Raw genomic sequence first — 22330 nt, forward strand, 5'->3', positions numbered from 1 at the left:
TTAACGTTGTAAGTAAGTGCCGCCAAGTATTGCGCCTGCGGCAAAAGTAGTATTTAAGGTATTCATTTCTTCCGGTGTAATTACAATATCCATTGCTGCTGTATTTTCCGGCAAACGCGACCTGCGGCTCATGCTCACCAAAGGCATAATATGCTCGCCCTGGTCCTTCACCCAGGCAATCGCAAGCTGTGTAGGTGTACAACCTTTATCGTGGGCGAGTTGCTTTAATACTTCTACTTTTTGCAGGTTATGGATTAAATTTTCACCTTGAAAACGGGAGAAATGGTCGCGATAATCGTTTTCCGGAAGCGGCGCTTTCAGTTCACCGGTCAGTAAGCCTTCGGCGGTATTGGCGAATGCCACTACACCAATACCTAATTCCCGGGCAGTTGGCAGCAGTTCGCTTTCTATCTGCCGATCGGCCAGCGAATAGCCGATTTCCAGCGCGCTGATCGGGTAAGTACTGTTGGCTTTGCGAAGTTGGTCTGCCGAAATTTCCGATACGCCAATGTAACGAACTTTACCTTCTTTGATCAGGTCGGCGACCGTTCCGATGATATCTTCCACAGGCACACTTTCATCCATTCGACTGGGCTGGTAAAGATCAATTGTTTCAATCCCCAAACGCGTCAGCGAGTAGTTAATAAAATTTTTGATCGCGATAGGGCGCAGGTCCAGTCCCAGCCACTGACCATTGTGAAAGATAGCGCCAAACTTTACACTTATAAAAGCATCATCCCGTCTTCCTTTAATCGCTTTTCCGATCAGCATTTCATTGTGCCCGGCACCGTAAAAGTCTCCGGTGTTCAAAAAATTAATACCGCTGTCCAGCGCTTCATGGATCGTCGCGATACTTTCTGTTTCGTCGGGTGTGGGCCCGCCCCAGATAGAAGACATACGCATACAGCCCAAACCTAGTTTGGACACAAGCGGGCCGTTTTGGCCCAGGTGAATTTTTTTGATGTTTTTCATGATACAAAGGTCATACATCAAACTGCGTCGAGAGTTGCTTCCACGGCTCAAATGTTTTGCCCGTGCGGCTCAGTAAGCGGGCATTCGCGTTCTGTTAAGAGAGGAAATTTAGGAGGTAATCTTCTTATTAATGTCTTATCCTAAGACAATATATTTCTATTTACTACATTGCTTTCCAGAATCGGATTTAACTCTATTTTAGATGAAAACTATCTTTATTACTATGGTGCTCGCGGTGCAGATCATGCACGCTGCTTCGGCCCAATCTAAAAGTGCGGCGTCGCCTCCGCAGGCTAAAACTGCCAACGGAACCGTGGAAGGTGTGCTGGAAGCGTCAGGTGTGCGGGCTTTTAAAGGTATACCTTTTGCGGCTCCACCGGTCGGTGAATTGCGCTGGCGCGAGCCACAACCGGTCAAAAACTGGACAGGCGTACGTAAAACGGTCAAATTTGGTCCGCGGGCAATGCAAAACGCAGTGTTCGGAGATATGGGCTTTCGCTCGGATGGAATGAGTGAGGATTGTTTGTACCTAAATGTATGGACACCTGCAAAGTCGGCGAATGAAAAACTTCCCGTTCTGGTCTATTTCTATGGCGGCGGTTTCATTGCCGGCGACGGTTCCGAAGGAAGGTACGATGGCGAAAGTATGGCCAAAAAAGGCATTGTAAGTCTCACGGTAAACTATCGGCTGGGTGCATTCGGATTTTATGCGTCAGCAGATCTTACCAAGGAATCACCGCACAAAGCATCAGGAAATTACGGCTATCTGGATCAGGCGGCTGCGCTGGCGTGGGTAAAGCAAAATATCGCCGCATTCGGAGGTGATCCCAACAAAGTGACTATTGCCGGAGAATCAGCCGGCTCGCTGTCGGTAAGTGCCCTGATGGCATCGCCGCTTTCCAAAGATCTGTTTGCAGCGGCAATAGGCGAAAGTGGCTCTGTATTGGGCACACTTCCTCCCGTGCCTCTGGCGGAGGCGGAGCAGGCGGGTGCCAAATTCAATGAGCAGGTTGGCAAAAAAACACTGGCAGAAATGCGCGCGATACCCGCCGAAGAATTGCTGAAAGCGACAGCTGGTCCGGGCGTGCCGCGGTTTTCATCTGCGGTAGATGGTTACTTTTTTCCAGAGCCGCCTTTAAAGACATTTCAGGAAGGAAAACAATCGCAGGTGCCGTTACTGGCAGGATGGAATACGGAGGAAATGAACTACCGGATGATCCTGGGTAAAGAAGCGCCGACGCTGGAAAACTACACAAAAGCTGTTCAGAAACTTTATGGGGAACAGGCTGATAAAGTTTTGAAGGAATATGCGGCTACCTCGGACGCAGAGGTGGAGCAAGTGGCAACTGACCTGGCCGGCGACCGTTTTATCGGTTTCGGTACCTGGAAATGGATTGATATCCAGAGCAAAACTGGTGGAGGAAAACCAGTTTACCGCTATCTGTACGGCCGGCCGCGCCCTGCTATGAATGCGGAAGCTGGCAATGTAACAGCGAACCTGGCAGGCGGCGTTTCAAAAAGTACCGATGCTGCCCCAAAAGCGCCACTGCCCAAAGGCGCGGTGCATTCAGCTGAAATTGAGTACGCTATGGGCAATCTCTCATATAATAAAGTGTACGCCTGGACGCCGGAAGACCATCAAGTATCCGCTACCATGCAGGAGTACTTCGCCAATTTTATCAAAACATCAAATCCCAATGGAAAAGGTCTTCCTGAATGGTCACCTGTGAAGCCTGGGGGTGATGCAAAATATATGTACCTGGATGTGGATAGCCGGCTGGAAACCGATAAGCACAAGGGGCGGTATGTGCTGATGGATGCAATGGCTACCAAGAATTGACGGAAACAGACGAATATGTAAGTATCAAAGCATTTTACAGAAAATACTTCTGATACGCCACCGGTAATGTATCAAGTTGTTTAATGCGAACGTCGCGGAAGAAAACCTCCGCGGCTTCGCTTTGCAGCTGGATCTTGCCGCTGGTCATCGGAACCTCTTCGCCGCCGGTTTTAATGTAGCGTGAATTTTTCAAGACCATCACCACGTGGCCGTTCACAATATGCAGACTTTGTCCCTCAAAGCAGATCAGTTCAAGCGTATTCCATTCATTATCAGGCTTTTCGAAATTACCGGAACGCATGCAGAAATAGTCACTTCCTGACTTGAATGTACCAAAAGGCTGACCTTCATCTGCGACGCGGTTCATCACACCTTCGGAAGGAAATGACCGGATATCGATCGCAGAACTGGCCTGGCACCAGAAGTCTCCCATGTGTCCTTCCATAATCTGAAACTCCTGCGAAAGCATCCAGGTACGCCAGTACTCAGCGCCCGCTTCCCCGTTTGAATGGTATAAAATGCCTGAGTCGCGCAGCTTTTGCAACCTGGGTTCGTACTTCTGCTTGCCCCATTTTACCTGCAATTTGAGGTGATAATTTTTGTACGACTGTTTGCTGATCAGGCACCCGTAAATCTCGCCGCTAACGCGCAAAACCGGGCCGCCCGGCTCGTTCAGCACTGAAAAAACCTGACCTTTATCCTTGTTATATCCCACGGGGGCTATTGCTTTACCGGCGGCGTCTACCGGTATTTTTCCATTATAGTTATCTTTGTGTTTATAGCTCAGGTAATTTTCCCATTGACTGAGATCTTTATCCAGAAGAACTTCCCATTCGTCTTTCTCTTGCACAGAAGAAAGGGTGCAAATAGTCGTGAATGCAGCCAGGAGTAAAATTGCTAATCTCATATTCGATTCAGGTTGTAAGTCCGGTAATCTGTTTTTTTACAAAAATAGAAATGAGAAAGCCGGCGCTTTTGTACAAATCCATTATTTGCCGGTAGATTTACATTAACCTCTCTGCCCATGAAAAGATATACACTTCACGAGCCGTTCAGTATTTACCACTTTGAAGCGGATGTGTGGCAGCATTCTGTGCATAAGCACACCTATTTCGAGATCATTTTCATTCTGAATGGAAGCGGGCTGCATCATATCAACGGCCACGCCTACGAATATGTGAGCGGCGACGTTTTCCTGCTGGGACCGGAGGATTTTCACCATTTCGAGATCAGTGAAATCACCGAATTTTGCTTTGTTCGTTTTAACGAAACCGTCGAAAAAGAGCAGCCGGAAGCGGCGTGGCAGCCTATCATCAAAACTTTACTCAGCACCTCTTCGCAAAGCTCCAATTCCATCGTGACCGATAAGCAGGAAAAACAGAAGTTACTGCATTTGCTGGCCGTGCTGGAGGCGGAATGTGCGAATGAAAAGTCTGCTTATTTCGATATGGTGCGGGACAGCATTTTGCGGAGTATGCTGCTTGTACTCGCACGCAATCTTTTCAACCATTCCCCGGCAAGCGAGGCAAAGAAATACTCCGTGGAGGCGATTCTGATGTACGTTCGACAGCACATTTTCGAGCCGGAACGCCTCACTATCGGGCATCTGGCCAGGCAGTTCAATTATGCGCCCGCCTATATCAGCCTCTTTTTCAAACGGCATACCGGCGAGTCGCTCAAACAATATATTATCAGGAGTAAAGTCAGGATCATTGAATCGCGGCTGCTTTACAGTAAACGGTCGCTGACCGAGATCGCAGACGAATTTGGATACACCGATGAAAGCCACCTTTGCAGGCAGTTCCGCAAATACGCAGGTGTTTCGCCTGCCTCGTTCCGCCAGCGCGGGTAGGGTTGCGGTCGATCCTGATCCGCCGGTTCCGGTTGTTGGAAGTTGGTTCGTGAACCGGATTTTAAAAAACTAGTTGGTGACATATTGCCTCTCCATCCGTTTTTGTTAAGTTTATAACTGATACCCTGTCAGGGATATTAGGATCGGAAACAGGCTTTTACCGTGCTGCTATTTGAACTTCTTCTTTTTATTGTGGTCGGAACGTTCGTGTTCATCGTCAGCCTTATCGCTGAATGGATCGAAACGAAATTTCCACCCAGGATCAAGCCGCCCCGGCCCAAACGTCGCCGCGAGATCAAAGCCGATCTGGACTTACTTCACCGGTCTTACCAACTCGGCCTGCTTGATGAAGCCGACTATCTGGATCAGAGTGATGAGCTGATTGACCAGCTGGCGGAGTTGACTTATGGGGAGTAGAGGTAGGAAGGGAGGACGGAGGAAGGGAGGAAGGAGGAAGGGAGGAAAGGGAGGAAGGGAGGATGGAGGATGGAGGAGCTAGTTAGTTTAGTTGTTTTTTGTTGACTACGACATTTTTCATTTTGAAATTCTTGACTGTTTTTTTGTCGTAGTCTGCGTTTTTGGCGGTTATGTTTAGGTTTTCGAAGTTGAAGTTTGATAGTTTATCATAATCGCCGGGGCTTACGTCGAAGAAAACTTCGCATTTCAGGTTAATGTTTTTGAGGCTGATATTGTCGCAATAGGATAGCGGGACGTCTTTTCTTCCTTTTAAATCAAAAAATTGCTTCCAGGGTTTTACGTAGATCAGACTATGTGCATAGCCGTCGATATTTTCGACGCTCACAAACTCATATTTCTGCGGCGTGTCAGGTCGCATTTTGAGCCAGAGTACCCGCATTGCGTTGGTAATGTGACAGTTCCGCATGACGATATTCTTATTATGGATCGCCTCACTGCCGCACGTAAGCGCCGCGTGGCAGAATCCGAAAGTACAGTCTTCGATGATCACATTGGTGTTCGCCCCATTGCCGGCTTGGGTATCTGCATAAGGTCCTTTTCCGCCTTTCAATGCGATCGCATCATCATTTACAGCCAGGTAGCAGCCTTTGATCAGCACATTATTGCACACATCCAGGTCAATTGCGTCGGTACTCGGCGCTTTGATCGGCTCGTGCGGGGCTGTGATTCGTACATTCAGGATCTTGATATTATTGCATTGGTAATAGTGGCTTGTCCAGAAACCTGAATTTTGGAGCGTCACGTCCTGTACCTGCACATCGTTGCTTTTCCAGATAAAAACCAGCCGGGGGCGCGATACTTCCAGATTCGTGCAGTTGGGGTCTTCCTTCCTCCGTTGCCAGAATGCCTTCCAGTAATTAAGGCCATTGCCGTCGATAATCCCTTTTCCCGAGATCGTAAAGCCATTTACACCATAAGCATTTACCAGTGCCGGGAAATAATCCAGCGTTTGTCCCTCCATTCGTGAAGGCATTTTCGGGTAGTCCGCGATCTGGTCGGACCCTTTCAATACCGCGCCTTCCGACAGGTACAAATGTGTTTTGGGCTTGAAAAACAAAGCGCCGCTCAGAAATGTACCTTTTGGAATCACGATCACGCCGCCGCCTTCACTGTGTGCCAGATCAATGATTTTTTGAATAGCGGCAGTTTGTAAAATGCTGCTGTCCGCTGATGCACCGAGTTTCGTAATAACAAATTGTTTGCCCAGATCTTGCAGATCTGTTTTGGAACTATCAGAAAACCAGGCCGGTATTCGGGTTCCGTCGGGAAACGTGGCAGATCTTTCAGTTTGGGAAAATGCGGCATTGGCAATGCAGCAGAGCAATAGCAGGAGCAAACTGTATCTTTTCATGAAAAACGACTGATGGATATCAATCACAATTTGCGATTTTTTTGGTTGAATGCAGCATGTCGAGAATCCGGTTGGCATGCTTTTGCTGTAACTAATTGACAAAGCTACGCGCAGGATTCACTGCGCATTACAACCAAGAGCATGAGCCAAATTGAAGCAAAGGTTTTGTCATTTGAACAAGTCCGGGAGTTGCCCGATTCCTGGTCGGGAGTTGACTACGTTAACCTGCTGATCACCATGGACTACGACAATCCTCAGGAGATCAAAGATGGGGAACTGAAAGAAATGTGCATGATGTCACTCACAGATTTCGAGCCCGAAGAAGCAGCAAAAATTGTACTCGATTACGTAATCGAAGGCCGGCTGACGGAAGGCCAGATCGAAAACTTGTCGCACGAGATATTGACTGAAAAGTTATGGGAAGAATATCCCGAACTGTCCCTGCATCCCGATCTGTTCCGTGCCACGCAGTTACTGTATGAAGCATATAATGGGAAATTTCCCCGCGGAGAAGCGGTTCATTTTCAGCTTAGTATCACCGGTGAAATTGCTGAGTTGGGTGAGCAACCGGAAGCGGCGATTGTCAGGATACTTGCAGCAGGAATGTCCGATCGCAGCCTGATCCACCGTCTATTTACCGATCAGCTCCAAGGCGGCAAATTTGAAGAAGCGAAGGATATCCTCTGGAAGCTGGAAACGATTTCCCGGGATGAAAATTCAGTCACTTACGATATCGTCAGCTCATCTTACTGGCTCGACGAGATCAAATATGCGGGTACTTACCAAGCGGAGGTCATCGCCAGTGCCGCAGAAGAAGACGCGGAATAGGATAAGCAAACCTGGCGGGATCTCCGGAACCCGCCAGATTTTGATATCTCCTAATTATTCCCTCTTAAAAAACTCACCGAAATGCCATAATATCCCGGAAGGATCGTGCAGGAAGCATTCTCTGCCCCAATAATCGGTCTTAATCGGCGTCAATCTCACACCTTCATATTTTCCGGGCAGATCCAGCGCCTGCAAATCAGCATAGTAACGCTCCACATCATCCACTTCGAGGAAGATCATGCTGTTATCTATCCAATCTTTGATATAATAATCCTGCAAATAAAAGGCCAGCTGACCGAGCTTAAACACTGAAAAGTTGTGCTCCAATACAACTTCCTCAAACCCAAGATCCCGGTAAAACCGCCTCGATACCTCAAAATCCTTCGCCCCAATAAACGGCCGCATTGATATGGCGTTGTGTTTCATAGTTTTTTATTTAAATATATCCGGTTTCTAACCGCTAATCTGGTTTTCACAGCCTAATAGTAAACGGGTTCACTACAAAAGTGTCAATTATGGGAGTTTAACGATATTAGTCATAACGATTTTCTATATTTGAACTTAACTTATAAGTGAAGCGTATTCATATTGAGAAATACTCTAAAAATAAAAAACTGTCAATCTATACTGTCAGATATGATGATTGTGTTGAAAATGAGACGGATATATTTTTGGATAAGTACCTTCGTCTGGGCTTTGAAGAAGATGTAATGATGATAAAAAGTTGGCTCAGAAACCTTGAAAATAGGGGGGCCATGGAACATTATTTCAGGCACGAGAAAAGGGCAAACGCGGGGCCGATTGGATTTTCAAAGTTGAGAATTTATTGCATTCGCTGCCATGAGAATCTGATTATCTTGGATGGAGGCGGAGAGAAAAAAGGCCAGAAAACGCAGGATGGAGCAGAAACGAACACAGCTATGGAACTGATGAATGCAGTGGATATCGCGTTTGTGGAAAAAATCAAGGACCGTGACATTGTATATTCTTTCGATAGGATGGATTTGTCAGGTGAACTTTTTGTAGATATAACTTAGCTATGGGTAGACTGGATTCAATAGAAGCTAATAAGTCAATTAGCAGATTTGTTGACAAGAGTTTCGATATTTCAGACAGGATTGTTGAAATCCTTACACGGAAAAAGATAAGCCAGAGGCAGTTTGCAGCAATGTTAGGGAAAAGTGAGTCTGAAGTAAGCAAATGGCTATCGGGCACTCATAATTTCACTATCAAGACTATTGCACATTTGGAGGTAGTGTTGGAAGCAGTTATCATGGCAGTTATGAATGACAGCTTGGAGAGCAATGGAATTGAGTACGAAGATAAGGCACCAATCGCCGATTTTGTTGATTGCGAGAGCTGTTTAGACCATTTGGACGTTCCTTATTTAAGGGCTGAAAATCCGGTTAAATTTGTTGAGTACTCTGTTTCTTGAATCGTCGTGCTGGAAAAGATTGATATAAAGATCATTGACAGTAGCCTGGATAAGCTATATATAGAGAACCCAGTTGCAAAAGATTCCATCGTCTCCTTTCGCTTCAAGGTTGACAAATTTAAAGCTCAAATTGAGACTGGTGAGCATAGATTACTAATGGTAACCAGCCGGGTTGAAATCTTTGCAATCCCTCAGACGCCGACAAATGAGGTGATCAAATTAGAGGCAACCATATCATCAGTTTTTAAGGTCAAAGACATTGACAGCGTGTTGGATTTAGGAGACCATAAAATCCGTAATAAGGATTTGATGTTGAAAATATTCGACTTGGCATATTCCACCGCAAGAGGACTTCTGAGTGCCGCTGGCAGAGGAACAACCTTCCATAGTGCGCTCCTTCCGATAGTAGATCCAACAAGAATGGCATCAGGCTTTGAAGAACTGGTCACGTTAGACTTCAGTTATCTGAAATAATTCCCAACCCAATATTGACTTATCTGAATTTCCTATGCTACGAAAGGGCCCGGCTAGAACGCTGTGTCGCTCTTGTCGTTTAAAAAAGAAGCAAATAGAAACTAATCGAAGAAAAAAGGAAATATATTGAGTGAAAACGAAGTATAGATCGAAGGCAATAGGCTTATGCTGATAATTGGTAAGACTTTTAAAAGTCGGCCGTGTTCAGCATCCTGATGCCAGCAATATCTATTCGTCAGGCAGCGTGCGTGCTGCCTGTTTTTTTACACAAACTATTGAAAAACAATGCATTATTTGTCAAGAATCACAGTCCTGGTTGCATTGCTGATTGGCCAGAAAGCTTTTGCCCAGGAAGCTTATCAGGCTAATTGGCAGTCTTTGGAAAAACATAAGGAAGTACCTGAATGGATGCGCGATGCGAAATTCGGGATTTACTGTCACTGGGGCGTATATGCGGTGCCTGCCTATAACAATGAACACTATATTCAGCACATGCACAACGACAGTCCCGACTATTCGAAGCTGGGTACCTATAAGCGGCATTTAGCGCTTTACGGGCCGCTGGAAAAGTTTGACTACCATGATTTTATTCCGATGTTCAAAGGTGAAAAGTTCGATTCGGAAGAGTGGGCTGATCTTTTCGTAAAAGGCGGCGCGCGTTTCGCAGGGCCGGTAGCAGAACACCACGACGGATTTGCAATGTGGGACAGCGACCTTACCCCGTTCAATGCAAAGGATATGGGGCCAAAGCGCGATGTAGTAGGTGAGTTGGAAAAGTCAATACGGAAACGCGGGATGAAATTTTTCACTTCCCTGCACCACGAACTCAATTATACCAATGTGAAAATGAAGCCCGGCTGGGCTGGTAGCGATCCGAAATATGCTAAACTGTACGGATCGACGATGAAAAAGGAGGAATGGGAGCAAATGTGGATGGACAAATGCAACGAGCTGATCGACAAATACCACCCCGATGTGATTTACCACGACGCCTGGCTTGAACAGGTTCCGACACAAAATATCCAGAAATACCTTGCGCATTATTTTAATGAAGCCGACAAGCGGAATCAGGATGTGATCGTGACTTACAAAGGCGAAGATCTGCCTGCGGGCGTGGGTATGGAGGATCACGAAAATTCGAATCCCGACAAGATCATCGAAAAACCCTGGCTCTGCGATTACTCGATCGGGACCGGGCTATCGTATTCGTGGGGCCACACCGATGGCATGGAAATCAGGCCGGCAAAGGAAATTATCCATACGCTTGTGGAAGTGGTGAGCAAGAATGGCCAAATGCTTTTGAACCTGTCGCCACGCGCCGACGGGACTTTTCCTGAGGAACAGAAAGAGGTAGTTTATAAAGTTGGCCGCTGGATGTGGTCGTTTGGTGAGTCGCTGTACGAAACGCGGCCGTTTTCGGTTTTCGGAGAAACTACCGCGGCAAAACAGCAGGTTTTTTACACACAAAAAGGCAAAACGATTTACGCGATTTTCCTGGAATGGCCGGAAGCGGGCGTGGCAGTTAGTTTGAAGGAATTAAATGCAAAGTCCCTGCCGGGTAAAGTGAAGGCTGTCCATTTGCTAGGTTTAAAAAATCTGGTTAAATGCGAAAGTCAGCTAAACGCAGCGGGACTGAAACTGACAGTGCCGGCGAAAACGCGCGTGCCTTCTGATATTGCTTATGTTTTCAAAATCGAAACTGAATAGTTCATTAATATGCAACTGACTAAAATAATGCGCAACTGTCTGTTCCTGATCACTTTGCTGGTGAGTGCGGGTTTGGGAAACACTGTTGTTGCCAATGAAAACAAACCGGTGAAAGAGGCGATCGAGATCGTTGTAACAGGAGCAAAAAATGACCGCATTGATTTCGGAGTAACCCGCCTGACGAAGGCGTTGAATGCGGCCGGGTATACTGTCAGTTCAGGTAAATTGATTAAAAAAGGTGCTGGAAAACGGCTGATAGTTGGGTTGTTGGATGAAGTGGATATTCAAAAAAATTCTTGCAAAACAGGGCGCTGACAAGCCAGGTAAGGAAGGATATATTTTAAATACAAATGCAAACCAGACCGTGATCGCGGGCGCAGATGCGTCGGGGGCATTGTACGGTTGTCTGGACCTGGCGGAGCGCATTGCGAAATCCGGCAAATTACCTGCGCAGCTTGCTGTGAAAGACCAGCCTGAAATGGTCATGCGGGGCGCGTGTATCGGAATTCAAAAACCGGAATATCTTCCGGGTCGGACAGTTTACGAATATCCCTATACACCCGAAAATTTCCCGTGGCTGTATGATAAGGCATTGTGGATCAAGTATCTGGATATGCTGGTGGACAACCGCATGAATTCCTTGTATCTGTGGAACGGGCACCCTTTTGCGTCTTTGGTAAAACTGAAAGACTACCCTTACGCGTTGGAAGTGGACGAGGAGACTTTTAAGAAGAATGAAGAAATATTTAGCTTCCTAACGAAAGAGGCGGACAAACGGGGTATCTGGGTTATCCAGATGTTTTACAATATCATAGTTTCAAAACCATTTGCCGAAAAACACAATATCAAAACGCAGGACAGAAAACGCCCGATCACGCCGCTGATATCTGATTATACCCGGAAATCGATCGCTGCATTTGTCGAGAAATACCCAAATGTGGGTTTGCTGATCACATTGGGCGAGGCAATGGAAGGCGACGATACGGATGTGGAGTGGTTTACCAAAACCATTATCCCGGGTGTAAAAGACGGGCTGGCTGCATTGAAAACGGATGTCCAGCCGCCAATCGTGCTGAGAGGCCACGACACGAATCCGCAAATGGTAATGAAAGCTGCATTGCCGATCTATAAAAGTTTGTACACGATGAACAAGTACAACGGCGAGGCGCTGACGACCTACCAGCCGCGCGGGCCGTGGGCAAAAATGCACCGGGAAATGAGCGAGCTGGGTTCTATCCATATTGAAAATGTCCACATTCTGGCCAATCTGGAACCTTTCCGCTATGGATCAGCTGATTTTATCCGAAAAAGTGTGCAGGCAATGCACGACGTGCACGGAGCAAACGGACTGCACATTTATCCGGAAGCTTCGTACCGGGACTGGCCCTATTCGGCCGACAATGTAAGCCCGCGCCAGTTGCAGATCGATCGCGATTGGATGTGGTACAAAGCATGGGCGCGTTATGCATGGAACTGCCGGAGAGACCGTACGGAAGAAGTAAAATACTGGTCAGAGGAGCTGGATAAGACATTTGATACCCAAAATCACGGAGGCGATATTCTGGAAGCTTACGAGCAGGCGGGAGAAATTACGCCCAAGTTGCTGCGCCGGTTTGGGATCACAAACGGAAACCGGCAGACGCTCACGCTGGGTATGACAATGAGCCAGCTGGTGAACCCGAAAAAACACCGCGTGTGGCCCGAGCTGTATAATTCGGACGGGCCGGAAGGGGAAACTTTGACTGAGTTTGTTGAGAAAAATTTGAAAGGCGAAAAGCACATTGGCGAGACGCCGGAGCAGGTTATCAAGGAAGTTGTGCAGCACGGACAGTTTTCAGTAGAGGCAATCGATCGCGCGCAGCCTTTTGTCAAGAAAGAAAAAGAGGAATTTCAGCGTATCAGGAACGACATGTATTGCCACCGGGCACTGGCGGATTTTTTCTCAGAAAAGGTGCAGGCGGCGGAGCTGGTTTTGAAATATACCCACTCAAAAAGCATCGCCGATCTGAAAAACGCAGTGCCGCATCTGGAAAAAAGTGTAGCGCATTTTAAGGAGCTGGCAAACCTGACAAAGGATACTTATCTCTACGCGAATAGCATGCAAACTGCCCAGCGCCGCGTTCCTGTGGGTGGAAATGATGGAAAAAACAAAACCTGGGTTGAGCTGTTGCCGTTTTACGAGGAAGAATTAAAGCAATTTAAAAAGCACCTGACTTTGCTGGAAAGTGGGAAAAGTGCGGAAGAACTCGTTGCGAAATTGGAACCGGTAGCTGTGACACTGCAAGACAAAAATGTAGAAATGTTCACTTTGGCGAAAGGAGAGCCACTTTTCTCAGACCGTGAATCGGCAATTACCGGCCTGGCCGCCGAGCTTTCAGTGCTGAAAGGGATACGCTTGAATGCAGGCGAATTGGCGGATAAGCAGACTTCGATTTCTTTTTCCAGCAAAACACCTGTGAAAGTGCTGGTAGGCTATTTTCAATCTAAGGATAAACCCTATCTCGCTGTGCCAAATCTGGAAACGGACGCAACTGGTAACGATTTCGGTCAGGCGGAAGCGAAAATTACCGCGGCGCTCACGGTAAAGGGACTTCCAAATATTAACGTGCATTCCTACACCTTCCCGGCCGGAAATAACACGCTGGTTCCTGGGAAAGGGATTTTTACAGTGCTTGGTTTTATCGACGGCGATACCGAGATCAAACCGTACGCTGCCGCAATGGGAAGTGATGGCGGAGCCAGGAATATCGACTGGTTATTTGAATAGGTCCGGCAGCAAAAATCAGGCTCTATTTTAACGCACTTTTAGGATCCCTTTCATCACGAATGAATGTCCCGGAAAGCTGCAAATAAATGAATAGTCTCCTGGTCAAGCTCGATCTCTGTGAATGGAAGGGAAGTGATCTGTGCTTCGGCAGCTGCATTCAGCAAGCAAAACACAGCAATGAACACGATTTGAAGGTATCTTGAATTAAATATCGCAACAGCTGACATAGTCTGAATTCCGGAATTAGTATTGCAATTGTAATATTATATTTTCAATTACTAACTTTTATTTTCCTTTATTTATTAATTCTTTGTTTTGTAAAATAGCGTTTCGGCCATGTCCACCGCCGGACGTAATTTGTCCGATTCTGGACAACCGATATTCTATGATATAGGATATCGTACTGATTATAAGCTGAAAGGCGGGTTTGCTGTCGCTGGCATGTCTATTTTCCTGATAGACCAAACGCATCGTCCGGAAACGGATTTCCTGTCAACTCATTTACTCAATGCGACCATGATCAGTAACTATTTCAAAATTGCCTGGCGTAACCTGTTGAAAAGCAAGTTTTACACGCTCATCAATGGAGCCGGGCTTACACTAGGGCTGGGAGTGGGGATATTGATCTTGCTTTGGGTACAGGATGAACTCAGTTTTGACCGTTTCCATAAAAATTCGGAAGCGATCTATAAGCTAGAAAATTTGGTCGGTACAGGTTCCAGCAAGCAGATCTGGACCAGTACTGTCGCACCAATCGCTGTTTTGGGGACGCGCGAACTGCCTGAGATCAAAGCGGCTGTGCGGATGTCGTATAACCAGTCCTACATTTTATTCCGGTACAAAGACAAGGTTTTCAACGAAGAGAAATCGATGTTTACAGACCCTGGCTTATTTTCAGTTTTTGATTTTAACCTCATAAAAGGAGATCCTGCGAAACCATTTATAGACGATAATTCGATCGTTCTGACCGAAACCACTGCCAGGAAATACTTTGGCGACGAGGATCCGATCGGGAAGGTAATGGGTGCAAACGATCGACGTAATTTCACAGTAACCGGGATAGTGCGGGATCTTCCCAAAAACTCCACGGTACAGGGTGAAATGTTTTTGCCTATCGGAAAGCTTTTTAAGGATATGTACAGCAGCCGGCCCGACGGCAGGAACAGGGACAATGATTTTCATCAATTCAACTACGATACTTATTTTCTGCTGCAACCAAACGTGCAAATTGCCAAGCTGGCCGTTAAGCTCCGGAACATCCATTTGCGCAATAAACCCGACGATACCGACCTTACCTACCTGCTGGTGCCGCTTGTGAAAAAGCACCTTTATCAATCCGACGGATCGAATGGCGGCATCGAAACCGTACGCATGTTTGTCGTGATTGCGCTGCTGATATTGGGCATTGCCTGCATTAACTACGTCAATCTGTCGACAGCGCGCGCGATGTTGCGGGCAAAAGAAGTGAGTATGCGCAAAATTGTCGGTGCGGCACGGCGACAGCTTTTTACGCAATTCATTGTAGAAACTGCACTAATTTTCGGGATTGCCTCCGCAGTTGCGGTATTGTTTATTTACTCATTACTACCCCTTTACAATCAGCTTTCGGGGAAAGACCTCACCTTTGACCTGACCAATATCCAGATCTGGAAAGTGATCGCGCTGACGCTTCTGGGCACATTAGCGGTATCAAGTATTTACCCGGCGGTATTATTATCGTCTTTCGATCCCCTCAGGGCTTTTAAAGGCAAGGCTTCGACGCAAATCAGCGACGTTGCATTGCGTAAGGTGCTCGTTATAACCCAATTTGCAGTTTCTGTGATCCTGATCATCGGCACATTTGTGATCAGCAGCCAGCTCAAATACATTCGTTCCAAAGCATTGGGTTACGACAAAGCGCATGTGCTTTCATTTAATATGCGGGAAATGGGCAAGCACTTCGAGGCGGTGAAAGCGGATCTGCTCAGCCAGCCGGGCATTACCAGTGTGACAAGGGCTAGTTCCTTCATTATCAGCATCGGTAGCCAAACGGGCAGCAACGACTGGGATGGAAAGGAAAAGGGTGAAACCATGATGATAAGGCCAATGGCGATCGAAAAGGATTTCCTGTCATTTTTTAAAATGCAGCTCGCATACGGAGCTGGATTTAAAGGTTCGGTTTCGGACAGCACCCATTTTATACTAAACGAAACAGCCGTGAAAGCAGCCCGGTTGACAGATCCTATCGGAAAGCGGTTTAAGCTCTGGGATAGGGAAGGTACTATTATTGGTGTGGTCAAAGATTTTCACGCTTCCTCGATGCGGCAAACGATAGACCCGGCGGTATTTTACTACGAGCCCGGCGATTCCTATCAGATTTACATTAAAACTACCGGCCAGAATGCGGAAAATGCAATCGCAGCCGCCGGCCTTTCGTGGAAAAAATATAATGGGGATTTCGAGTTCCACTACGCGTTTCTGGATCAGGCATTCAATGATCTTTACAGGTCCGAGCAGCAGAGCGGCACACTTTTCAATTTGTTTGCAGGTATTGCGATCCTGATATCCTGCCTTGGATTATTTGGTCTGGCCGCCTACACAGCGCAGGTGCGCAAGCGTGAAATCGGGGTCCGGAAGGTTTTGGGTTCCAGTGTGGCCGGTATTGTAGGTTTGCTCGCAAAGGATTTTATCCAGCTTATCCTGGTCGCCATCGTGATCGCGGTACCTGTTGCTTGGTATAGTATGAATAGCTGGTTGCAGGATTTTGCGTATAAAATCAGTCTTTCCTGGTGGATGTTCGCGGCTGCGGGAGGAATGGCGCTCGCTGTGGCTATGCTCACGATCAGCTATCAGAGCATTCGGGCGGCTTTGATGAATCCGGTGAAAAGTTTACGCAGCGAATAATCTTAAATTGTCGAAACTGGCTCGTGCCGGATCGGGAAGTTGCAGGAATTGGCGATAAAACAATATTCGTGTGCCTTATGGTGCAGTTCGTTCGCTTTTTGAAGCATACTTTCATCCGAAACTTTTACTACGGGATATAATATAATTTCCGTAAAACGGCCGCTGCCATTGTCAGTTTCTTCCATTGTTCCACTCGCCCGGTCCTGATATTCGAGCACTACCACGCCCGCTTCGGTGCACAAATGCAGGTACCAGAGCATGTGGCAGGAAGCGATCGAGGCTACAAACAATTCTTCCGGATTATGCCTGGTCCGGTCACCGCGGAAAGCTGGATCCGAGGAGAGATCGATCCCGGGCTTGCCTTCAATTTTTGCGATGTGACTTCTTTCATAGGCGCGGTAGTCGGCCGTACCCCGGCCGGTATTGCCGGTCCATTCAATGGTAGTTTTATAATGATGTTGCCGCATTTGCTTCTATTCGGGAAAAGTTTAGCCTGCTTTTTTAATGCAAAATAACCTTTGAAATTGAGAAAAGGAACTGTGTTTCAAAGTGAAACAGAGGATGCTCCCAGTTACGTTTAGTGTGTAGGGTATGGTCTTTTTAGGTTGAGGTAGAAAACTGATTTATCAAAAATTTAAACCGGGGAGATCATGAATATTACATTGGAACAGGCAGAAGCTATTATTGCCGCAGCAAAATCAAAAGCGACGGAAATCAATACAAAAATGAATATCAGCGTAGTAGATACGGGAGCAAATCTGGTAGCGTTCGCACGTATGGACGGAGCCTGGCTCGGATCGGTTGATATTTCGTTAAAAAAGGCGAAAACGGCCGTTTGGTTTACTATGGACACTGCCGCACTCAGCCCGCTGGTACAGCCTGGCGCACCGCTATATAACATTGAGCATTCGAATGGCGGACTTATTACGTTCCCCGGTGGTGTTGTGATTAAAAACTCAGGCGGAGAAATAATCGGCGCGATCGGTGTCAGTGGCAGTACCGTAGACGACGATCATGAAGTGGCTGAAGCCGGCGCGACTTCGCTATAATTGAAAGTCCCGGCCGCAAGATAGGCCGGGACTTTTGACCCCATTTGGTTAGATTGGCAACACGAAATAATTTTATTTCGAAAAACTTGTCCGGAAAACTGCCGTTCAGGTACTATACCAGAAAATCTGACTATGAAAAAATTCTTATTGCTTATCCGTGAAGACCTTGTGCGGCTTTCCGGGATGTCGGAAGAAGAAATGCAGCAGGATATTGCCGAGATGAATAGCTGGGTGGAAGAACTGATCAAGTTCGACAGCTTCATCGCGGGCGAACCGCTTGAAAACGAATCCAGGATCGTAGGAAAGCAGGTCGACACCGACGGATTGTTAATGGACGCGAAAGAAGGAATCAGCGGCTACCTGATCATTCAGGCGGAAACTTTACAGCAGGCCGCTGCGATCGCCGCGCAATGCCCGCAGATAATCCAGGACAAGATCAGCATTGAAGTGCGGCCGATCATGGATACGCAGCAAGAGCCGTGACGAAGAATATTTCGGACTTGATTTCTGAGCTTCACCGCCATCATTTCGGAAAAATGGTGGCGGTTTTGATGTATCATACCGGCATTGAAGAGATCGCGCTTTCGGAGGATATCGTGCAGGAAGCCTTTGCAATCGCCTCGGATAAATGGAGGGAAAATGTACCCGATCAGCCCGAAGCGTGGCTTTACGCTACGATCAGGAATATCGCATACAAGCATTTGAAAAAACAGAAACCTGCCCGATTGGAAACGGATGATTATGTGATTGTTGATGCTCGGTTTACCGATGATCAGGACTTGCTCCGCGTGCTTTTTGGTTGCCTGCAACCGGCTTTTCCTCCCAAGGTGCAGCTGGTGGTGGTATTGAAATATGTGTGCGGATTAAAGACAAAACAAATCGCGGCGCTCCTGGCTTCTGGAGAGGATACCATTCAAAAGATCATTTATCGCTGGCGTGCGGAACAGTCGCGTGATAATTTCTCCGCCGTAGATATGCCGGAAAACATCAGTGCGCAGAAGGTCAGAATGGCGTTGAAAGTGCTTTATGTGATGTTTACCGCAGGATATCAGCTTTCTGATTCCGGCCAATTGTCGGACGAACGGCTTTGCGAAGACGCGCTGAGCCTGTTACAGGAAATGATGAAAATGGGTATTGCTGGAAACGGGGAAGTGAAAGCTTTGTATGCGTTACTCTTGTACAACCTGGCGCGGGCGGAGTCAAGGACCAACCAGCCCGACGAACTGACCACGCTCGCTACACAGGACCGAAGCCGCTGGGATCAGGAAATGATCGCTTTGGCCAACCATTACCTCTTACTTTCTCAAAAGGAATCTGCATTCGCAAGCGCGTGGCAGCTGGAAGCGGCGATTGCCTACAAGCACACGCAGGCCCGCACGTTTGACGAAACCGACTGGCCCGGTATTGCAAAGCTTTACGGGAAACTTGTGTTACTCAATTCCTCTCCGTTCACGAAACTCGGTCAGGCAGCTGCCTTGTATTTCGGCGGAAACGAAGCTGGCGCTATCGAAATTTTAAAGCAACTCAATGCAAACCGCTTTTTTCAGAACTATCACCTCATCCATTGTTTCTGGGCAAAAATATATGCGGACAAAAACGAAATTTCCAACGCATTAGCCAGCTACAAAAAAGCACTAAGCTGCCCGGTCAATGCTTTTGAGAGAAAGTTTGTAGAGCGGGAAATTGGGAGGTTGGAGGTATAATCACTCCTCATCATCTTCAACCCCCTCAAAATAATTCACCACCGTCATTAACGGTAACGTGGTTGTATCCGCTGCATTGGACATTTGAATTACTGCGCGTTCGTTGTTTTTTTCATCAAAGCCCGCAAAGTAGCCTTCAATTACCTCGCCCGGCCGGACTTTGTAAGTAATCGTTTTATCAATGTATTTCGAAGCTCTTTTTTGAAGCCCCGTAAGTTCTAGTTCTGGCATAATATAGATAGCTTAATTGTCCCAAAAAATCAATTTTCTTACCAGCGCATTTCTTCTATTTCTTTGGCCAGTCTGCCATTAATGTCGGATTTAGCATTTAAAAACAAAAAAATAGCCGCGCCGCGCTCTCTGGCATACCGATAGGTGACCGAATCCGTAATTGCTCCGCTGGTAAAAAGCTGCCCTGTTTCCTTCATTTCCGCTTCCGTTTCCCACCCATTTTTGACGCGAACCAGGTGTTTGTATTTCTTGCTAAGGTCAAACCAATTGACATAATCCGCATTGAAAGTCACCGCACGGATTCCCTTTTTTGAATAGTAATTAATCGCGCCAGCCTGCCCGTAGTTGTCGCAGAGTACGAGTGTATTTTCTGGGTCAGGTGATTTGGTATAAGCGGCGTCAACCTTTTCTGCCAGCTCTTTCCAGCCGACCATATCAGCAAAGTCCTGCGGAATCTCATGGTCTTTTCCATCTTCCCAGCGAAGCAAACCGGCCCGTTTGAAACGTTGAGAGTTAGCAACGATTTTTTCAGGTGTCTGATTGGGGAAAGCCACCCGTGCGACCGGGATAAAAATAGTCGCGGGAATGATGATATATGCAGCACGGATCCACTTAGACTTAATTTTCGCCGAAACAAAAACTGCCCCGAAAGCCAGGTAAATGGGGTAAATGCCGATTGCATAATATCCTTTTGCTCTCAAAAAAACGAACACAGCCAGTGTGAAAATGATCGAGAAAAAAAATAGGCGGTATTTTTCAAACGGCTTATAAAAAAGAAGTGCGTACAGGCCGGGGACCAGCACGATTATCCCGCCAACGAAATATATAAATTGCTCTTTGAAAAAATCGGCGGGTGTAACATTTACCAGCTGTGTTTCGGCCAATATCTTCATGTGGTGAAACACTGGAAAATCGTTTTGATACTGCCAGATCAGGTTGGGTGAGATCAATACAAGGCTTATCAGTAATGCGAGAAAGAACGGGCGGGTAACCAGCAGCTGGCGGTGTTTGGTTAGTAAAATGGAAGGAAGTAACCCTATGATCAGAAACGCGACATTGTATTTATTGAGAAAACCGAATGCAAAAACGACTGCAAACCAGTACAGCCACTTTGGTTTGTTGGTTTGAATGTATTTGATCAAAAGAAAATACAGCGTTGCCCAGCAAAGCACGTCCACCGAATTGGGCTGAAAAAGCTGGTTCAATCTCATCAGCGCAGAAAATAAGGTACACGTAGCGGCAAGTGCGCAAGCATATAAGCCGCCTTTCAAAGTTTCGGTTGTTTTCCAGACGACCCAGATTGTCAGTGCGCCACACAGGGCAGGGAAGAACCGGACCCAGAAAACGCCATTTCCAAGCCATTTGATCAGGGTCGCGATCCAGGAAGTGACCGGCGGGACAGATAGGTAGCCCCAGGCTAGATGGTTCGCCTGGTCCAGATGCAGGTATTCATCGCGGTGCAGATCGTATTCAGGAATGATCAGTAAATATTGCAGTACAAACTTCAAAACAATAAAAACACATAAGAGCGTATTCGCTTTTGTCATGAATCCGGAATATTAAGGCTGGGCGCAGCTGGTTGTTTTGCGCAGATTTTAAAGTTAAAGCAGTATCTGGTCAAAAATCTAATTTTTGGAAGAAGAATATTTAACCCGTGTTATATTGTGATCTAAATCGAATCAGACAAAATTACACGAACTATGCCCATTCACGTCGCCATTACGCGCAAGGTTCTTCCGGGAAGAGAAGCGGAATTTAAAGAGGCGCTTCGCCGGTTTCTGGGCGAATCCTTTTTGCACGGGGGCGTGCAGGGCGCGGGTATGATCACGCCGCTGCCCGGAGACGACAGCGGGGAAATCGGTATTCTGCGGACATTCGCCGATGAATCCGAGCGCGATGCATTCTATCATTCACAATTGTTCAAAGACTGGGAAGCATTTGCGTCAACACTGACCGAGGAGCCGAATTACCGCCAGCTTACCGGCCTGGAAGCGTGGTTCCGTGCGCCTGTTCAGCCGCCGCGCTGGAAAATGGCCGTCGCTACCTTGTGCGGTGTTTATCCCACAAGTCTGTTTCTTCAATTTACCGTCGGGCCGCTTATTAAAGAGCTACCTTCGTCACTGCGGACATTGATAATCGCCGCCTGCATGGTAGGAATATTAACCTGGATCGTGATGCCCAACGTCACAAAACTGCTGAGGTCCTGGCTTCGTAGCGGCGACTAGTTCGGCGGTTGGTTTATAATGCTGAGTTTTTTCAGTTCCTGGTCAAAGTCACTTTCGAAGTTATGGTCTTGCCCAAAGTAATCTTTCCCAAATCGCTTACCCTGTTTAAGCCGCTCGTCGTCCAGCACGAATCCTTTGATAATAAATTCCCGTAGCGTCTTTGTAGCCCATATCCTGAATTGTGTAGCCTGGAAGCTACTTACACGGTAGCCCACAGCGATAATCGCGTCTAAATTATAGAATGATGTCAGGTAACGTTTACCGTCTGCGGCAGTTGTTTCCATTTTGGAAATAACTGCATCTTCCTCCAATTCGCCACTTTCGAATATATTTTTCAAGTGTTTGCTTATCGCCGGAACTTCCACAGCAAACAATTCTGCTAACCGTTTCTGGCTCAGCCAAAAAGTTTCGTCATTGAATATAACTTCAACTTTAACGTGGCCCGCGGGGGAGCTGTAAAAAATGATATCCGATTGCTGATTCTCCATAGTTGTTGTGACGTTATAATGTGTCTTAGTTTGATGAATAGCTGATTT

General features: G+C 46.9%; 24 protein-coding genes. 15 read left to right on the forward strand and 9 right to left on the reverse strand.

The genetic code is table 11. The features are described from left to right. Entirely contained in the window at positions 1 to 972 is a 972-nt protein-coding gene (locus LZG94_RS05160; RefSeq protein WP_233790863.1) for an aldo/keto reductase, read from the reverse strand. Between the two features lie 202 nt (positions 973 to 1174). Here LZG94_RS05160 and LZG94_RS05165 point away from each other — a divergent pair, with 202 nt between their 5' ends. After that, positions 1175 to 2812: a carboxylesterase/lipase family protein gene (locus LZG94_RS05165; RefSeq protein WP_233790864.1), complete on the forward strand. Its 1638-nt coding sequence runs from the start codon at positions 1175 to 1177 to the stop codon at positions 2810 to 2812. A 34-nt stretch (positions 2813 to 2846) separates the two neighbouring features. Here the strand turns inward: LZG94_RS05165 and LZG94_RS05170 are convergent, their stop codons facing one another. Continuing rightward, positions 2847 to 3719, reverse strand: coding sequence for a DUF1080 domain-containing protein (locus LZG94_RS05170; RefSeq protein ID WP_233790865.1), 873 nt, complete (start codon positions 3717 to 3719; stop codon positions 2847 to 2849). A gap of 117 nt (positions 3720 to 3836) precedes the next feature. On the opposite strand from LZG94_RS05170, the gene LZG94_RS05175 reads away from it, so the two are divergent. Both LZG94_RS05175 and LZG94_RS05180 read left to right on the forward strand, forming a co-directional pair. Further along, a complete protein-coding gene (locus LZG94_RS05175; RefSeq protein ID WP_233790866.1) occupies positions 3837 to 4664 on the forward strand; it encodes an AraC family transcriptional regulator in 828 nt (275 codons plus the stop codon). 162 nt (positions 4665 to 4826) lie between these two features. After that, complete coding sequence (locus LZG94_RS05180) at positions 4827 to 5081, forward strand: hypothetical protein (protein ID WP_233790867.1); 255 nt, start codon at positions 4827 to 4829, stop codon at positions 5079 to 5081. A gap of 82 nt (positions 5082 to 5163) precedes the next feature. Here the strand turns inward: LZG94_RS05180 and LZG94_RS05185 are convergent, their stop codons facing one another. Next, complete coding sequence (locus tag LZG94_RS05185) at positions 5164 to 6492, reverse strand: glycoside hydrolase family 28 protein (RefSeq protein ID WP_233790868.1); 1329 nt, start codon at positions 6490 to 6492, stop codon at positions 5164 to 5166. 141 nt (positions 6493 to 6633) lie between these two features. On the opposite strand from LZG94_RS05185, the gene LZG94_RS05190 reads away from it, so the two are divergent. Continuing rightward, the gene (locus LZG94_RS05190) at positions 6634 to 7320 is read left to right on the forward strand and encodes a hypothetical protein (RefSeq protein ID WP_233790869.1); all 687 of its coding nucleotides are present in this window, start codon (positions 6634 to 6636) and stop codon (positions 7318 to 7320) included. A 54-nt stretch (positions 7321 to 7374) separates the two neighbouring features. Here the strand turns inward: LZG94_RS05190 and LZG94_RS05195 are convergent, their stop codons facing one another. Next, on the reverse strand, positions 7375 to 7746 hold the full coding sequence (locus LZG94_RS05195; RefSeq protein ID WP_233790870.1) for a VOC family protein: 372 nt from the start codon (positions 7744 to 7746) through the stop codon (positions 7375 to 7377). A gap of 146 nt (positions 7747 to 7892) precedes the next feature. On the opposite strand from LZG94_RS05195, the gene LZG94_RS05200 reads away from it, so the two are divergent. The 6 genes from LZG94_RS05200 (at position 7893) to LZG94_RS05225 (ending at position 13703) form a co-directional block, all read left to right on the forward strand. Next, entirely contained in the window at positions 7893 to 8357 is a 465-nt protein-coding gene (locus tag LZG94_RS05200; RefSeq protein WP_233790871.1) for a hypothetical protein, read from the forward strand. A 2-nt stretch (positions 8358 to 8359) separates the two neighbouring features. Then, the gene (locus LZG94_RS05205) at positions 8360 to 8755 is read left to right on the forward strand and encodes a helix-turn-helix transcriptional regulator (protein ID WP_233790872.1); all 396 of its coding nucleotides are present in this window, start codon (positions 8360 to 8362) and stop codon (positions 8753 to 8755) included. A 6-nt stretch (positions 8756 to 8761) separates the two neighbouring features. Then, positions 8762 to 9229: a hypothetical protein gene (locus LZG94_RS05210; RefSeq protein WP_233790873.1), complete on the forward strand. Its 468-nt coding sequence runs from the start codon at positions 8762 to 8764 to the stop codon at positions 9227 to 9229. Positions 9230 to 9523: 294 nt separating this feature from the next. Then, positions 9524 to 10936, forward strand: a complete 1413-nt coding sequence (locus LZG94_RS05215; protein ID WP_233790874.1) for an alpha-L-fucosidase — start codon at positions 9524 to 9526, stop codon at positions 10934 to 10936. Between the two features lie 9 nt (positions 10937 to 10945). Continuing rightward, the gene (locus LZG94_RS05220; RefSeq protein WP_233790875.1) at positions 10946 to 11251 is read left to right on the forward strand and encodes a hypothetical protein; all 306 of its coding nucleotides are present in this window, start codon (positions 10946 to 10948) and stop codon (positions 11249 to 11251) included. Beyond that, a complete protein-coding gene (locus LZG94_RS05225; RefSeq protein WP_233790876.1) occupies positions 11208 to 13703 on the forward strand; it encodes a hypothetical protein in 2496 nt (831 codons plus the stop codon). The genes LZG94_RS05220 and LZG94_RS05225 overlap by 44 nt, the downstream gene beginning before the upstream one ends. A gap of 53 nt (positions 13704 to 13756) precedes the next feature. Here the strand turns inward: LZG94_RS05225 and LZG94_RS05230 are convergent, their stop codons facing one another. Next, positions 13757 to 13930, reverse strand: a complete 174-nt coding sequence (locus LZG94_RS05230; RefSeq protein WP_233790877.1) for a hypothetical protein — start codon at positions 13928 to 13930, stop codon at positions 13757 to 13759. A 109-nt stretch (positions 13931 to 14039) separates the two neighbouring features. Here LZG94_RS05230 and LZG94_RS05235 point away from each other — a divergent pair, with 109 nt between their 5' ends. Continuing rightward, positions 14040 to 16586 carry an ABC transporter permease gene (locus LZG94_RS05235; protein ID WP_233790878.1) on the forward strand — a complete coding sequence of 849 codons (2547 nt, stop codon included), beginning with the start codon at positions 14040 to 14042 and terminating at the stop codon, positions 16584 to 16586. Between the two features lie 2 nt (positions 16587 to 16588). Here the strand turns inward: LZG94_RS05235 and LZG94_RS05240 are convergent, their stop codons facing one another. After that, positions 16589 to 17053 carry an OsmC family protein gene (locus LZG94_RS05240; RefSeq protein ID WP_233790879.1) on the reverse strand — a complete coding sequence of 155 codons (465 nt, stop codon included), beginning with the start codon at positions 17051 to 17053 and terminating at the stop codon, positions 16589 to 16591. A 183-nt stretch (positions 17054 to 17236) separates the two neighbouring features. On the opposite strand from LZG94_RS05240, the gene LZG94_RS05245 reads away from it, so the two are divergent. From LZG94_RS05245 to LZG94_RS05255, 3 genes are all read left to right on the forward strand, one after another. Further along, positions 17237 to 17635 carry a heme-binding protein gene (locus LZG94_RS05245; RefSeq protein ID WP_215235465.1) on the forward strand — a complete coding sequence of 133 codons (399 nt, stop codon included), beginning with the start codon at positions 17237 to 17239 and terminating at the stop codon, positions 17633 to 17635. 132 nt (positions 17636 to 17767) lie between these two features. Beyond that, complete coding sequence (locus LZG94_RS05250) at positions 17768 to 18118, forward strand: YciI family protein (protein WP_215235464.1); 351 nt, start codon at positions 17768 to 17770, stop codon at positions 18116 to 18118. Next, the gene (locus LZG94_RS05255) at positions 18115 to 19338 is read left to right on the forward strand and encodes an RNA polymerase sigma factor (protein WP_233790880.1); all 1224 of its coding nucleotides are present in this window, start codon (positions 18115 to 18117) and stop codon (positions 19336 to 19338) included. Before LZG94_RS05250 ends, LZG94_RS05255 begins: the two co-directional genes overlap by 4 nt. Here LZG94_RS05255 and LZG94_RS05260 read toward each other — a convergent pair whose 3' ends face one another. Both LZG94_RS05260 and LZG94_RS05265 read right to left on the reverse strand, forming a co-directional pair. After that, the gene (locus LZG94_RS05260) at positions 19339 to 19569 is read right to left on the reverse strand and encodes a hypothetical protein (protein WP_233790881.1); all 231 of its coding nucleotides are present in this window, start codon (positions 19567 to 19569) and stop codon (positions 19339 to 19341) included. Between the two features lie 38 nt (positions 19570 to 19607). Further along, a complete protein-coding gene (locus tag LZG94_RS05265) occupies positions 19608 to 21116 on the reverse strand; it encodes a glycosyltransferase family 39 protein (protein WP_233790882.1) in 1509 nt (502 codons plus the stop codon). 153 nt (positions 21117 to 21269) lie between these two features. Here LZG94_RS05265 and LZG94_RS05270 point away from each other — a divergent pair, with 153 nt between their 5' ends. Further along, positions 21270 to 21794 (forward strand): antibiotic biosynthesis monooxygenase, encoded by a 525-nt coding sequence (locus LZG94_RS05270; RefSeq protein ID WP_233790883.1) that lies wholly within the window; start codon positions 21270 to 21272, stop codon positions 21792 to 21794. On the opposite strand, the gene LZG94_RS05275 is transcribed toward LZG94_RS05270, so the two are convergent. Next, positions 21791 to 22282: a virulence RhuM family protein gene (locus LZG94_RS05275; protein WP_233790884.1), complete on the reverse strand. Its 492-nt coding sequence runs from the start codon at positions 22280 to 22282 to the stop codon at positions 21791 to 21793. The genes LZG94_RS05270 and LZG94_RS05275 overlap by 4 nt on opposite strands. Positions 22283 to 22330 lie beyond the last annotated feature (48 nt).

It is taken from the genome of Dyadobacter sp. CY343 (assembly GCF_021390335.1).
GTDB lineage: Bacteria > Bacteroidota > Bacteroidia > Cytophagales > Spirosomataceae > Dyadobacter.

Bases quoted from the DNA above. Each gene is read 5' to 3' on its own strand.
- LZG94_RS05160 (WP_233790863.1), bottom strand. From the start codon at position 972: ATGAAAAACATCAAAAAAATTCACCTGGGCCAAAACGGCCCGCTTGTG.
- LZG94_RS05165 (WP_233790864.1), top strand. From the start codon at position 1,175: ATGAAAACTATCTTTATTACTATGGTGCTCGCGGTGCAGATCATGCAC.
- LZG94_RS05170 (WP_233790865.1), bottom strand. From the start codon at position 3,719: ATGAGATTAGCAATTTTACTCCTGGCTGCATTCACGACTATTTGCACC.
- LZG94_RS05175 (WP_233790866.1), top strand. From the start codon at position 3,837: ATGAAAAGATATACACTTCACGAGCCGTTCAGTATTTACCACTTTGAA.
- LZG94_RS05185 (WP_233790868.1), bottom strand. From the start codon at position 6,492: ATGAAAAGATACAGTTTGCTCCTGCTATTGCTCTGCTGCATTGCCAAT.
- LZG94_RS05190 (WP_233790869.1), top strand. From the start codon at position 6,634: ATGAGCCAAATTGAAGCAAAGGTTTTGTCATTTGAACAAGTCCGGGAG.
- LZG94_RS05195 (WP_233790870.1), bottom strand. From the start codon at position 7,746: ATGAAACACAACGCCATATCAATGCGGCCGTTTATTGGGGCGAAGGAT.
- LZG94_RS05205 (WP_233790872.1), top strand. From the start codon at position 8,360: ATGGGTAGACTGGATTCAATAGAAGCTAATAAGTCAATTAGCAGATTT.
- LZG94_RS05220 (WP_233790875.1), top strand. From the start codon at position 10,946: ATGCAACTGACTAAAATAATGCGCAACTGTCTGTTCCTGATCACTTTG.
- LZG94_RS05225 (WP_233790876.1), top strand. From the start codon at position 11,208: ATGAAGTGGATATTCAAAAAAATTCTTGCAAAACAGGGCGCTGACAAG.
- LZG94_RS05230 (WP_233790877.1), bottom strand. From the start codon at position 13,930: ATGTCAGCTGTTGCGATATTTAATTCAAGATACCTTCAAATCGTGTTC.
- LZG94_RS05235 (WP_233790878.1), top strand. From the start codon at position 14,040: ATGTCCACCGCCGGACGTAATTTGTCCGATTCTGGACAACCGATATTC.
- LZG94_RS05240 (WP_233790879.1), bottom strand. From the start codon at position 17,053: ATGCGGCAACATCATTATAAAACTACCATTGAATGGACCGGCAATACC.
- LZG94_RS05245 (WP_215235465.1), top strand. From the start codon at position 17,237: ATGAATATTACATTGGAACAGGCAGAAGCTATTATTGCCGCAGCAAAA.
- LZG94_RS05250 (WP_215235464.1), top strand. From the start codon at position 17,768: ATGAAAAAATTCTTATTGCTTATCCGTGAAGACCTTGTGCGGCTTTCC.
- LZG94_RS05260 (WP_233790881.1), bottom strand. From the start codon at position 19,569: ATGCCAGAACTAGAACTTACGGGGCTTCAAAAAAGAGCTTCGAAATAC.
- LZG94_RS05265 (WP_233790882.1), bottom strand. From the start codon at position 21,116: ATGACAAAAGCGAATACGCTCTTATGTGTTTTTATTGTTTTGAAGTTT.
- LZG94_RS05270 (WP_233790883.1), top strand. From the start codon at position 21,270: ATGCCCATTCACGTCGCCATTACGCGCAAGGTTCTTCCGGGAAGAGAA.
- LZG94_RS05275 (WP_233790884.1), bottom strand. From the start codon at position 22,282: ATGGAGAATCAGCAATCGGATATCATTTTTTACAGCTCCCCCGCGGGC.